The organism is uncultured Lactobacillus sp. (genome assembly GCF_945290125.1).
GTDB classification, from domain to species: domain Bacteria; phylum Bacillota; class Bacilli; order Lactobacillales; family Lactobacillaceae; genus Lactobacillus; species Lactobacillus rizhaonensis.
Genome location: NZ_CALYQV010000054.1, coordinates 1 through 12,381, shown reverse-complemented (window position 1 = coordinate 12,381; position 12,381 = coordinate 1). Strand labels below are relative to the sequence as shown.

13 protein-coding genes are annotated in these 12,381 nt (G+C 37.9%); 1 reads left to right on the top strand and 12 read right to left on the bottom strand.

Annotation, left to right across the window (positions count from 1 at the left end; translation table 11 throughout):
- Positions 1 to 58 precede the first annotated feature (58 nt).
- The 11 genes from Q0K80_RS08325 to Q0K80_RS08275 form a co-directional block, all read right to left on the bottom strand.
- On the bottom strand, positions 59 to 1,021 hold the full coding sequence (locus Q0K80_RS08325; protein ID WP_294605354.1) for a F0F1 ATP synthase subunit gamma: 963 nt from the start codon (positions 1,019 to 1,021) through the stop codon (positions 59 to 61).
- 11 nt (positions 1,022 to 1,032) lie between these two features.
- Positions 1,033 to 2,544, bottom strand: a complete 1,512-nt coding sequence (gene atpA, locus Q0K80_RS08320; protein ID WP_294605352.1) for a F0F1 ATP synthase subunit alpha — start codon at positions 2,542 to 2,544, stop codon at positions 1,033 to 1,035.
- 14 nt (positions 2,545 to 2,558) lie between these two features.
- Complete coding sequence (gene atpH / locus Q0K80_RS08315) at positions 2,559 to 3,107, bottom strand: ATP synthase F1 subunit delta (RefSeq protein ID WP_294605350.1); 549 nt, start codon at positions 3,105 to 3,107, stop codon at positions 2,559 to 2,561.
- Positions 3,107 to 3,619, bottom strand: coding sequence for a F0F1 ATP synthase subunit B (gene atpF, locus Q0K80_RS08310; RefSeq protein ID WP_294605349.1), 513 nt, complete (start codon positions 3,617 to 3,619; stop codon positions 3,107 to 3,109). Before atpF ends, atpH begins: the two co-directional genes overlap by 1 nt.
- Positions 3,620 to 3,637: 18 nt before the next feature.
- Positions 3,638 to 3,862 carry a F0F1 ATP synthase subunit C gene (gene atpE, locus Q0K80_RS08305; protein ID WP_294605348.1) on the bottom strand — a complete coding sequence of 75 codons (225 nt, stop codon included), beginning with the start codon at positions 3,860 to 3,862 and terminating at the stop codon, positions 3,638 to 3,640.
- A gap of 18 nt (positions 3,863 to 3,880) precedes the next feature.
- Positions 3,881 to 4,594 (bottom strand): F0F1 ATP synthase subunit A, encoded by a 714-nt coding sequence (gene atpB, locus Q0K80_RS08300; protein ID WP_294605347.1) that lies wholly within the window; start codon positions 4,592 to 4,594, stop codon positions 3,881 to 3,883.
- Positions 4,595 to 4,711: 117 nt separating this feature from the next.
- Positions 4,712 to 5,341 carry a uracil phosphoribosyltransferase gene (gene upp, locus Q0K80_RS08295; protein WP_046324708.1) on the bottom strand — a complete coding sequence of 210 codons (630 nt, stop codon included), beginning with the start codon at positions 5,339 to 5,341 and terminating at the stop codon, positions 4,712 to 4,714.
- Positions 5,342 to 5,426: 85 nt separating this feature from the next.
- Positions 5,427 to 6,431, bottom strand: coding sequence for an L-threonylcarbamoyladenylate synthase (locus Q0K80_RS08290; protein ID WP_294605346.1), 1,005 nt, complete (start codon positions 6,429 to 6,431; stop codon positions 5,427 to 5,429).
- A complete protein-coding gene (gene prmC, locus Q0K80_RS08285; protein ID WP_294605345.1) occupies positions 6,431 to 7,279 on the bottom strand; it encodes a peptide chain release factor N(5)-glutamine methyltransferase in 849 nt (282 codons plus the stop codon). The genes Q0K80_RS08290 and prmC overlap by 1 nt, the downstream gene beginning before the upstream one ends.
- Positions 7,272 to 8,360 carry a peptide chain release factor 1 gene (gene prfA / locus Q0K80_RS08280; RefSeq protein ID WP_294605342.1) on the bottom strand — a complete coding sequence of 363 codons (1,089 nt, stop codon included), beginning with the start codon at positions 8,358 to 8,360 and terminating at the stop codon, positions 7,272 to 7,274. The genes prmC and prfA overlap by 8 nt, the downstream gene beginning before the upstream one ends.
- Positions 8,361 to 8,377: 17 nt before the next feature.
- A complete protein-coding gene (locus Q0K80_RS08275) occupies positions 8,378 to 8,977 on the bottom strand; it encodes a thymidine kinase (RefSeq protein WP_046324704.1) in 600 nt (199 codons plus the stop codon).
- Positions 8,978 to 9,122: 145 nt separating this feature from the next.
- Here Q0K80_RS08275 and Q0K80_RS08270 point away from each other — a divergent pair, with 145 nt between their 5' ends.
- Positions 9,123 to 10,475: a Mur ligase family protein gene (locus Q0K80_RS08270; RefSeq protein ID WP_294605338.1), complete on the top strand. Its 1,353-nt coding sequence runs from the start codon at positions 9,123 to 9,125 to the stop codon at positions 10,473 to 10,475.
- 81 nt (positions 10,476 to 10,556) lie between these two features.
- Here the strand turns inward: Q0K80_RS08270 and Q0K80_RS08265 are convergent, their stop codons facing one another.
- Complete coding sequence (locus Q0K80_RS08265; RefSeq protein WP_294605336.1) at positions 10,557 to 12,155, bottom strand: ABC transporter ATP-binding protein; 1,599 nt, start codon at positions 12,153 to 12,155, stop codon at positions 10,557 to 10,559.
- Between the last annotated feature and the right edge of the window lie 226 nt (positions 12,156 to 12,381).

The window sequence follows — 12,381 nt, the reverse complement described above, 5'->3', positions numbered from 1 at the left end:
TGGGCCGATTACTTGAACAACTTCACCTTCACTCAAAACATCTACCTCCTTTTCTTATTTATTTCAAAGCGTTAGCACCACTGACGATTTCAGTAATTTCAGTAGTGATTTCTGCTTGTCTTGCACGGTTTAATTTAGTAGTTAAACTCGAAACCAAATCGTCAACGTTGTCCGTAGCACTCTGCATGGCAGTCATTGAACTGGCATGTTCAGCAGTTTTGGCATCCAGAATAGCACCGTAAATAGTAGAACGGGCATATTGGGGAATTAGTGTTGTTAAAACAGCATTAACATCAGGTTCGATATCATATTCCAAATCTTGATGAGCTTCAGCTTCCTTGACACCTATATCAATGTCAACAATTGGCAACATTTTTTCAACCCGAAATGCAGATGAAAGTGAGTTGATGTGGTGAGTATAACATACATATAATTCATCATATACTCCGTTCAAGTACATTTTGATTGCAGTTGAAACAATTGGTAAAACTTCATCAAAAGTAGGTACGTCACTAATGCTATCATTTTCATAAACAACGTTCAGATTGTTTTTCTTAAAGAAATCAGCACCAACTGAGCCAACAGCCAAAACTTTAATGTCTTTGTGTTCAGCCTTCGAATCCTCAAACAATCCCATCATATTTTTGATGACAGCACTATTGTAAGAACCGACAAGGCCGCGGTCACCGGTAATGACCAAATAACCAGTAGAATTGACCTTTTTGCGAGCTTGAACCATATCGGAAACAACACCCAAACCAAAGACATTTTCATAATCGATTTTGCTAATGCTGTCTTCATCAATCACAACATTTGCCTTACGCAAATGATTGACGACTTCAGCACTCATCAAACGCGATAAAGTTTGCCGTACGTGATCATTGTAGATTGTGTAACCCTTATCCCGCTTTTCAGTTTGGTTTAACTTTGATGCCGAAACCATTCTCATGGCCTCAGTAATTTTACCAGTTTGCTTAACTGAAGCTATTTTCTTCTTCAACGCAAGTAAAGATGCAGGCATATAACTACCTCCTATTTATTACTTGGTGAAAAACTATCCGCAAATTTAGAAATTGCTTCTTGTAATTTCTTCTCATCCGGCAATTCACCAGTCTTACGAATGTGCTCTAGTAAATCTGCATGATTAGTATCGAAATTGTCATATAACTCTTTTTCAAACCTGGCAATATCATCAACTGGAACGGAATCAAGATAGCCGTGAGTTAAGACGTAAAGAATGATAACCTGTTTTTCAACCGGAATTGGTGTATGAAGTGGCTGCTTTAACACTTCAACAACCCTGCGTCCACGGTTTAACTTAGCTTGAGTTGCTTGATCCAAATCACTACCGAATTGAGCAAAACTTTCAAGTTCGTGAAAGGCTGCCAGGTCGGTACGTAAAGTACCAGCAACTTTTTTCATGGCCTTAATCTGGGCACTACCACCAACACGAGAAACTGAGTTACCAGCATCAATCGCAGGACGGGTACCTGCAAAGAACAAGTCGCTTTGCAAGAATATTTGTCCATCAGTAATTGATATCACGTTAGTTGGAATATAAGCTGAAATGTCTCCCGCTTCAGTTTGAATAAATGGGATGGCCGTCATTGAACCGCCACCAAGCTTATCACTCAACTTTGCACTACGTTCAAGTAAACGCGAATGCAAATAGAAGACATCGCCAGGATATGCTTCACGACCAGGCGGACGACGGAGAAGCAAAGAAAGTTCACGATAAGCGACAGCTTGCTTTGATAGATCATCAAAGACTACCAAAACATCTTTGCCGTTATACATGAATTCTTCACCCATAGCTGTTCCGGCATATGGTGCTATATATAGCATTGGCGCAGGCTCACTTGGCCCAGCCTCGACAACTATTGTATAGTCCATTGCGCCAAAACGCTTTAAAGTTTCTACTTGTGCTCTGACAGTTGACTCCTTCTGACCAATAAAGACATAAATACAAATTACGTCCTGACCTTTTTGGCTCAAAATAGTATCAATTGCCAAACTAGTTTTTCCAGTCTTACGGTCACCAATAATTAATTCACGCTGACCTCGACCGATTGGCACTAAGGCATCAATAGCCTTGATACCTGTTTGCAGCGGTTGATTAACTGACTGGCGTTCCATAACACCCGGTGCCGAAGCCTCGATTGGACGAGTCTTTGACGTTTTTATTTCGCCAAGTCCATCAACTGGCTGTCCCAAAGGGTTTACCACGCGACCAATTAGTGCATCACCAACCGGTACACGCATAATTTCACCGGTTCTTTTGACTTGGTCACCTTCACGAATATCATCAAAATTGCCTAGAATAATGATACCAACATCATTTGATTCAAGGTTTTGTGCAATACCATAAGAACCATTGTCAAATTCCAATAGTTCGTTGGCCAAAACATTGTTCAATCCGTGAGCCCGGGCGATACCATCACCTATGTATGTTACAACTCCAACTTCATTAATGTCGAGTTTATCATCATAGTGTTCAAGCTGCTGCTTGATTAAAGAGCTAATCTCTTCTGCTTTTATGCTCAATGGTTTCACCTCTTTTAATTTTTATTAATTAACTGCGCACGAATTTTCTTCAGTTTATTCTTGACTGATCCATCGATTACGCAATCACCAACTTTTAAAATTACGCCACCAATAATACTTTGATCAACCTCACTAGTGAGAATGACTTTGCGCAAATTAAATTTCTGAGCGTAACTAGTACCTAATTTTTGTAATTGTGTTTGATCAAGCGCTACTGCTGAAACAGCAACTCCCGTTTCAATTTTTTGATTTTTATTATACAAATCATTGAAACAATTTATAATGTCCGGCAATTCCAAAAAATGATCATAATCCAGTAACAGGTTCAAAAAATTCTGAACTTCTTCTGACAGACCTTGCTCAATCGCAGAAAGTGATTTTGCTTTTTCAGTACTATTAAAAATTGGGTCGCTAAAAACTTTCAAAATTTGCGGATAATTGGAAATAGCCTTAGCTAGTTCTTGCATATCTGCATGAACAGTATCCAAAGCAGCCATATCTTCTGCATAACCAAATAATGCAGTACCATAACGTGCAGCAATTTCTGCTTTACTTAAGGCCATTATTTATTCAGCCCCTTAATAAATTGATCAACCAAATCTTTTTGGTCATCAGCAGATAAATTCTTCGCAATTACTTTTTCAGCAATCGTAACAGAAATATCCGCAACTTGTGCACGAGCTTCATTTAAGGCATCCGCTTTAGCCTGTGCAGCATCTGCCTTTGCCTTCTCATGAATCGAAGCCGCATTATCATTAGCTTCCGCAACAATCTGCGTGCTGGTTTTTTCAGCATTTGCCTTTGCGTCAGAAAGAATTTGCGTTGCTTCTTGTCTTGAGTTCTTCAAGGCAGCTTCACGCTCATTAGCCAAAACTTCGGCTTTTTTGCGATTGTCTGCAGCTGAATCAAGATCATTGATTACCTTTTGGCGTCTTTTTTCCATCATGTCGGAAACAGGTCCCCAAGCATAATGTTTAACCAAAATAAGTAAAATTGCGAAAACAATTAAATACCAGATAGTATTACCCAGATAAATATGACCTGCCGAGGCTGCAAATAAAATTTGAAATGTCATTTACTGCCCTTCTCTCTTTTATCTAAAGAGAATCAGGAAAGCAACAACAATCGCCAAAATAGGAACGGCTTCAATCAGACCAACACCGATAAACATTGTTGACCTCAAGTTACCAGCACTTTCAGGTTGACGGGCCATGCTCTCAACTGTCTTAGTGATAACTTTACCATTACCCCAAGAAGCTGCCAATGCAGCAATACCAGCTACAATCGCTGCTGAGATATATTTAAAAGCTTGTGACATATTTAAACCTCCAATAAATTATTCTTTTGTAACTTTTTTCCCAACATAAACCATGGATAAAGTTACGAAAACATATGCCTGGATAGAGCCAATGAAGACAGAGAATCCTTGCCAGATCATAGCAAGCGGTGCTGCTAACACCAAAGTGATAACACCAAAGCTAGGAGCAAAGCTATTACCTATTAAAGTTAATAACACTTCACCAGCGTAAATATTACCATATAAACGCAAAGATAATGTCAAGAAGTTAGTAATTTCTTCAATCATATTGATTGGAAAAAGAAAACTAACAGGTTCGGCATAATTGCGCCAGTAGCTACCAGTACCGAATTTCTGCATACCGAATGTGAATGAAAGAAGCAAGGTCATCATTGCAAACGACATTGTCGTTACTGGATCCGCTGTGGGAGATTTTACAAAAATGTTGTCTCCCGCCTTAACCTCTAAGAAGAGGCCCAACTGGTTCATAAACCAAATGTAAATAAAAAGGACAAAAGCATAAAGCGAAAGGTGCTTTCGCGCATCAACATCACTGACATTGTCTTTAACAATTCCATCAGTAAAGTCAATCAAATATTCCATAATATTTTGTTTTTTATTTGGTTTCATCTCAACTTTTCTTGATAACCAGATGCAGACAAACAATACTACAGCTGCCATTAAAGTTGAGCCAATAATCCCAGAAAGATCAAATGTCAAACCCAGAAATTTAAAAACAAATGATTGCTCCAATTCTTCGTGACCTCCCTTCTCGTGCCCATATTATCGAACACTCATACAATATTAACACCATTCAATAATTTTGTGAAAAATGTAAGCGTATTTTGCAATTAATTTACATAAAAAAGATTATTTGGTACCAAATAATCTATCGCCTGCATCTCCCAAACCAGGCGTAATATAACCATTTGGTAGCAATTTTTCATCTTCGGCAGCAGCATAAATATCAACGTCAGGATTCTCTTCTTGAATAGCTTTGACACCTTCAGGAGCGGCAACAAGAACAGCTAATTTAATCACTTTAACGCCCCGCTTTTTAAGCGCACCAATTGCCATATTAGCAGAGCCGCCAGTTGCAAGCATTGGGTCAACCACAAGACATTCACGCTCCGCAACGTCTTTAGGCATTTTGCAGAAATATTCGTGAGGCATAAGAGTTTCCTCATCCCGATACATACCAATTACACCCACCTTGGCTGACGGAATCATTTCCATAACACCATTAAGCATACCGATACCAGCACGTAAAATTGGCACAATGGTCAATTTCTTGCCGGCAATCTCTTTTTGGGTAGTCTTGCCAATTGGTGTTTCAATTTCAACATCTTTCAGAGGCAAATCTCTGGTAATCTCGTAAGTCATTAGCCCACCGATTTCACCAACTATTCTCCGAAACTCGTTGGAACTTGTCTCCTTACGCCTGATAATTGTTAACTTGTGTTGAATTAACGGATGATTCAAAACCGTAAATTTGCCCATCTTTTTCCTCCTTTAAACATAAATACGTTTACGTGTATTTTAATAAAAAAAACAAAGGGTTTAAAGTCCCTTGCCATTAAAATTTTTACTCTTTGACATAATGATGACCAGCTGCAGCTTTATTAAGCCTGTTCATATATGCTAAAGTATCCTCGCTGCCATTAAATCCCTGTACAAAAATTTGCTTGATCTCTGGTTTATCATCGAAGTAGCGTAAACCACCAAATAAATTATGGTCGGCATCTAACAAATTTTTACCCAAATTAAATTTATTAGCAGCTGGCAGCTTAATTTTTTCAAGCACATCTGTTAATGCCATTACTCCTGATGTATTCGTTAAATCAATGTTTGCAAAGTCCTCTGGATCATCAACCACGACTACAGGTGCACTTGGAGCATAATGACGGTATTTCATTCCTGGGGCCTTGGGAACATCCTTATCAGCAACTTTACCACTGTTAATTAAAACTTTTTCACCCAAAACCTGGCTTAACTCTGCGGGAGTTACCGCACCAGGACGTAAAACAATTGGCGTAGCTACAGACAAGTCAATAATCGTTGATTCTAATCCAACTTGTGTAGGACCACCATCAATAATTCCCGCAATTTTTCCCTTTAAATCATGATAGACATGTTCAGCTGTCGTTGGGCTAGGTTTAGTAGAAGTGTTTGCTGAAGGCCCGACAATGGGATAACCTAATCTACTTATTAACTCATGGGTTAAGTCATCATTGGGGCAGCGGAAGGCAACAGTATCAAGGCCACCAGTTACAGCTTTAGGCAAACTGTGAGGTTTAACATAAAGCAGAAGAGTTAAAGGACCTGGCCAAAATTTTTTAATTAACTTTTGAGCACGCTCTGGCACCTCTTTGGCATAATGAGACATCATTTGAGCATCAGAAACCGTCACAATTAACGGATTATCACTAGGACGTCCCTTAGCCGCATAAACATTTTTTACAGCCTGTTCATTTGTGGCAATGGCACCTAACCCATAGACTGTTTCTGTCGGAAAAGCAACCAATTCTCCCTGAGCAAGTAATTTTACTGCATCATCTATTTGATCCTGTGAAAAAATTTTAGTTTCCATTATTTATTCCACTTTCCTTTAACCATGCGTGGTTTTCCAGCTAAATCATTTTTAAATTCAATAGTAAAATCAGGCAGCTCTCGTCCAAACAAGTCAGCCAGCTGCTCTTTTTCACTAAAGCCAAATTCTAAGAAAAATTCTCCTCCGCTATTTAAGTGATCACGCACTTGTTTGACAAATTTCTGGTAAAATTCAATACCATTTTTCCCACCGAAAAGTGCTTCTTGGGGTTCATTTTGCAACACATTTTGGTCCATCACGTCTTTTTCAGTTTCCTTTATATAGGGAGGATTAGAAATAATTTTATCGAACTTTTCCAGACCAATTAAAATGTTTGCTTTTCGAATAGTAACATCAATTTTATGAATCAAAAAATTTTCTTCACTAGTTCTTAGTGCAGCATCAGTGACATCAGAGGCATATAAATCAAGATCGGTAATCTGCTTTTTAGCAGCTTCTTTAGCTAGAGCTACAGTAATGCAGCCAGAGCCTGTTCCTAAGTCAAGCACTTTATCACCACTAGTCAGATTGGCTAAAGCCCATTCTACTAGTTCTTCAGTTTCAAAACGGGGAATTAAAACTCCGCGTTGCACTAAAATCTTGTAACCAAAAAACCAAGAATAGCCCAAAATATACTGAGGGGAGATACCCTTAGCCAACTTACGCACATCTTTTTGTGCCTGCTTAATTTGCTGGGAAGTTAGTTCCATGTCCTGTTTTAACTGAAATTCACTAGGACTCAGCTGCAGTCTTTCAGCCAGTAAAAAAGCGATATCTTCCAGTCTTTGTTCTGGTGCAGTTTCAGCTGCCCAAATTCTTAGGCTTTTTAAAGTGTCAATCTTAGACATTCTGTTCAGCCAACTCCTCCAATTGCTTTGTTTGATTATATAAAATCAAGGCATCAATAATTTCATCAAGTTCACCATTCATTACCCGGTCAAGCTTATTAAGCGTTAAACCGATACGGTGATCGGTTACACGGTTTTGCGGGTAATTATATGTTCTGATGCGTTCAGATCTGTCACCAGTGCCCACAGCATTTTTTCTTTTAGCATCATACTGGTCCCGGTTTTGACTTTCATAATAATCATAAACACGTGACTTCAAAATCTGCATGGCTTTCTCCCGGTTTTGCTGTTGACTACGCTGATCCTGCATTGCCACTACAATGCCAGTAGGCAAGTGAGTCATTCGCACAGCACTTGAAGTTTTGTTAATATGTTGTCCACCGGCACCACTTGAGCGATAAACATCAACTCTAATATCTTTGGGATCCAGGTCAAGGTCAACCTGTTCATATTCAGGCATGACGGCAACCGTAGCCGTTGAAGTATGAACGCGGCCTTGAGATTCAGTTACCGGAACACGCTGCACGCGATGAGCGCCATTTTCGTATTTTAATTTAGAATAGACTTTATTACCGGTAATCATGATGGCAACTCGTTTATAGCCACCAACTTCAGTTGGCTCACTGTCAACGATAGAAACCTGCCAATTTTGTCTTTCTGCGTATTTTTCATACATTCTAAGCAAGTCTCCGGCAAATAACGAAGCTTCATCACCACCGGCTGCCCCTCTAATTTCCATAATAATGTCTTTATCGTCATTAGGATCTTTGGGCAGCATTAATATTTTGATTTCATCTTCAAGTTTTGCAATATCCTGCTCCAACTCGTTATTTTCATCTTTGGCCATATCAACCAAATCTGAGTCACTTTCGTTTGCAATAATATCCTTATTATCTGAAATTTCTTTTTTATCAGCCTTATATTTGCGATATTTTTCAACTACATCGCGCAAATCTGCTTCTTCTTTAGAAACTTCCATGTACCTTTTAGTATCATTGATAACTTCCGGGTCAGCCATCATTTCTTGTAATTCGTCATAATGAGCAACAAGATTTTCAAGCTGTGCCATAATCTTATCCATGTTGTTCTAATCCCTTCCTATCTTGTTTGGTGCGGGTGAAAATAATGAAACCGACAAACTGGGTAATAACTTTCATCCCCGCCAATTTGAACCTGTTCACCCTCGTAAACTGGTTTACCATTGTGTATCCGTTGATTCATTGTAGCCTTTCTACCACAGTAGTGGCAAATCGTTTTGATCTCTTTTATTTTATCAGCAAAAATCAACAAATTCTTGGTTCCTTCAAATAAATTATTTTGAAAGTCGTTTTTTAAGCCGAAAGTCATTACAGGAATGCATAAGTCATCGACAATTTTGGCACATTCTACCACATGATGACGTTCCAAAAACTGAGCTTCATCGACAAAAACGCAAGCGATTGCACCATCCCCTTGTGCTTTTTCCTGTTCGTTTAATTTTTTTATATAAGCAAAAATATCAAAATCATGATCGATCGGAACTGCCTTTCGGTGAAGACCGATTCTTGAGGCCACGGTGCCAACTCCGCTACGATTATCAATTTTACTGGTTAACAAAGCAATCTTGCGACCCTGAGCCTCATAGTTATGAGCATCCTTTAGTATTTCTAAAGTTTTGCCACTGCTCATCGTGCCGTACTCAAAAAATAATTGTGCCATTTTTGCTCCTTTGTTTCATTTAAAATCACCTAACTTATCTAGTATAATGTAAAAATAAAATATGTGTAGTTAAATGGTTATAAAAACTCGTTTTCGGTTTATGGCTATGCTATAGTTGATAATGATTTTAAAGCGAGGGAAAAATATGAGTTTTAAATCTGTAATTGCAAAAAGTGCGGGTAAGTCAAGCTACTGGTTCTTACATAATGTTCTAAAAGGCGGGACTAGTTTTCCCGGCAAACTGGCAATGAATCTTGATCCGGAGATTTTAAAGACACTAGCAGAAGGTTATGAAACGGTAGTTGTTACAGGAACAAATGGCAAAACCATGACTACAGCGCTGATTGTCGCTGCATTAAGAGAAAAATACGGTGATGTCTTAACCAACCCTTCAGGTTCCAACATGCAACAAGGAATTGTGACGGCTTTTTTAGCTCATAAAAAGAAAAAATCATCCAGACCAATTGCGGTGTTAGAAGTTGACGAAGCTAATGTCAAAATGGTGACGGAACTGCTTCATCCCAGTGTGTTTGTTCTTACGAACATCTTCCGTGACCAAATGGATCGCTACGGGGAAATCTACACTACTTACGAAAAAATTGTGGATGGAATTAAATTAGCGCCCGAAGCTACTATTATAGCCAATGGTGATGCCAGCATCTTTTCTTCCGTTGATTTGCCTAATCCTAAAATTTATTATGGCTTTAAACTGCCAGATGATAATCAGCAAAATGATACTAAGGCTCCTGTCAATACCGATGACATCTTATGTCCTGATTGTGATCATATCTTACATTATCATGAGCGTATTTATGCCAACTTGGGGGATTTTTTCTGCCCTCACTGCAACTATCACAGACCCGAGTTAACTCATTCTGTTAACAAGATTATTGAACAGTCACCGAATAAACTTGAGTTTCAAATAGGCAGTAAAAACTATACTATTAACATTGGTGGTACCTACAATATTTATAATGCCTTGGCAGCTTATTCGGTGGCTCGCTATTTTGACCTCAGTGAAGATGAAATCGCTCAGGCTTTCGCCAAAAACAAGCGTATTTTTGGTAGACAAGAGTTAATTAAGTATGAAGGAAAAGAAATTGACCTGATTTTAGTTAAAAATCCGGTTGGCTTGGATGAAGTGCTGCACATGCTTAACACTGAAAAAGATGACTACTCCTTGGTGACTTTACTTAATGCCAAACACGCTGATGGTATCGACACTTCCTGGATTTGGGATGGTCAGTTTGAAGATTTAAATCACGATCAAATTAAAAAGATTCTGGTAGGCGGCGAGCGGTGGCATGATATGGGTTTTCGACTGGAAGTTGCCGGCTTTGACCCGGGCAAAATGGTTACTTGCACCGATAATGAAGAAGTAATCGCCAATATTGCTAATTTGCCGACTAAAAAAGTTTATATTTTATCTACCTATACTGCTATGCTCTCTTTACGTAAAACCATGGCTGAAAAGAAAATAATTAAGGCTGGAATGTAAAAAATAGTCAAATAATTATTGTTTTGAATATGGCAATTAAAAGCCCGCAAAATGTTTATTTGTACATTTTGCGGGTTGCTTTTATTTTGCATTTTGCGCTAAGTTAAAGATCTTAACGTTATTTTCTTGCGCAATTTTTTCATTATAATTGTGCGCCACTTCAATAACAATTGAAGGCAGTTGGTAAATTAAGCGGTGAACTTCATCCGCATTTTGATGATCCAGGCTAGATGTAATTTCATCAAGTAAAAAGATCTTCTTATGACGTAAAAGTCCTCTGGCAATAGCCAGTCTTTGTGCTTGTCCACCCGAAAGATTGCTGCCTTGCTCTTTAATTTCAAAATCCAATGCTTTGCTACCGAGCTCTTTGTCTAAACCTACCTTATTCAAAGCAGCAACTAATTCTTGGTCTGGGAAATTTTGCAACAGAGAAAGATTTTCGCGAATTGTTCCTGCAAATAACCAAATATTCTGTGAAATAAATACAAAATCTGAATATTTTAATTTACTTCCACCAAATTCTACTTCACCTTTTTTAATTGGAATGTATCCTGCTATGGCATTTAGCAAAGTTGATTTACCAACACCTGAAGGTCCAGTAATGAGCATTTTGTCGTTTCCATCTAGGCTTAAAGACAGATTTTTAAAAATTTCTCGATCACCACGTTTAACTGACAAATTGTTAACAACTAACCTGTTGTTTTCTGGTAGAACAGTCTCTTGATCCGTTTTTGTTTCAGTCCAAGAGATCTTTCTGATACCTTCTGTGCTTTGTATTTGAGTTTCAAAATTGGTTAACTGCCTAAAACCACCGACTACGTGATCCGCAGTCAGAGTCAAAGTTAAAATTGTACTTACGGTAACACCTAAGATGTTATTTTTGGCCATCCATAACCCTATGAAAATTGGAGATAGAGTTATTACAATTGCAAATAACCAAGAAATAAACTGTAGAACATATCGGAAAGCATTCAATTGGTAATATTTCTGTTCCTCATTATGCAAAGAATGATCAAATTTCTGCATAAATAATTTTTTAACACCAAAATTCGTAATTTCAAAGCGCCCTGCAAATAAGTCACGTGTGATCGCTAAAAAGTTTGAATTCGAGTGACTCCAAACTTCGGTTTTAGTCTTCATTTTTTCTTTACCCATATAACTAGGAAGAAGTGACAGGAAAGAAAGAGCTAGATAAACAAGACCTAAAACTGGATTAGTCATTAAAACTACGACTGTAGAAGATATAACTGTCATCAAACTTTGAAAAAGCAATAAAAGCGGTTCAAAATACTTTTCCTCTATCTGTTTGGAAATACTAGTCATGTTGTTCAAAACGTCAGATGAATCTAAATTCGGATTGTTAAATGAACTGGCAAAATTTGCTCTGAAATATATAGCCTTTATCTTTTCATTTAAAATTTGAATTGCTTTTTGCATTAACAGGCAAAATAAGAAAAGAGAAATATAAACGGTTAGATATGATAAAACTGCGGCAATTCCAAATAGGATTAAACTGCGACCATCCTTGACATTAAGCCTGGGAATATACCCTAAAATGTAACCATTTAATACTCCTTCAAAAGAACTAGTAACGCCAAAGATAAATAAACAAAATATCATCCATGGTTTGAGATTGCTTAAGACCCACCTTACTGTAACATTTACTTCTTTTTTATTCATGGCTTTACCTCACCCTTCAAAGTATTCTTTGTTGTTGTATATTATTAAAGCAAAATTAAAACAAGTTAACAATAAGTTTGGAGTAAGAGGTCGAATTTAGTAACTAAGTGGGCTAATAAACGGGTCTAGGTGAAAAACCAAAATTTTCCAAGAGGAAGAAATAAGCATATAAAGCATAAAACTTTCTATTGCACCATTCACAACTAATTGACAATATTTGTAGAAA

Excerpts from the sequence above, each read along its gene's own strand:
- prmC (WP_294605345.1), bottom strand. The coding sequence starts at position 7,279 with ATGTCTAAGATTGACACTTTAAAAAGCCTAAGAATTTGGGCAGCTGAA.
- Q0K80_RS08275 (WP_046324704.1), bottom strand. The coding sequence starts at position 8,977 with ATGGCACAATTATTTTTTGAGTACGGCACGATGAGCAGTGGCAAAACT.
- atpH (WP_294605350.1), bottom strand. The coding sequence starts at position 3,107 with ATGGCCTTAAGTAAAGCAGAAATTGCTGCACGTTATGGTACTGCATTA.
- prfA (WP_294605342.1), bottom strand. The coding sequence starts at position 8,360 with ATGGATAAGATTATGGCACAGCTTGAAAATCTTGTTGCTCATTATGAC.
- atpF (WP_294605349.1), bottom strand. The coding sequence starts at position 3,619 with ATGACATTTCAAATTTTATTTGCAGCCTCGGCAGGTCATATTTATCTG.
- Q0K80_RS08265 (WP_294605336.1), bottom strand. The coding sequence starts at position 12,155 with ATGAATAAAAAAGAAGTAAATGTTACAGTAAGGTGGGTCTTAAGCAAT.
- Q0K80_RS08270 (WP_294605338.1), top strand. The coding sequence starts at position 9,123 with ATGAGTTTTAAATCTGTAATTGCAAAAAGTGCGGGTAAGTCAAGCTAC.
- atpE (WP_294605348.1), bottom strand. The coding sequence starts at position 3,862 with ATGTCACAAGCTTTTAAATATATCTCAGCAGCGATTGTAGCTGGTATT.
- upp (WP_046324708.1), bottom strand. The coding sequence starts at position 5,341 with ATGGGCAAATTTACGGTTTTGAATCATCCGTTAATTCAACACAAGTTA.
- Q0K80_RS08325 (WP_294605354.1), bottom strand. The coding sequence starts at position 1,021 with ATGCCTGCATCTTTACTTGCGTTGAAGAAGAAAATAGCTTCAGTTAAG.
- Q0K80_RS08290 (WP_294605346.1), bottom strand. The coding sequence starts at position 6,431 with ATGGAAACTAAAATTTTTTCACAGGATCAAATAGATGATGCAGTAAAA.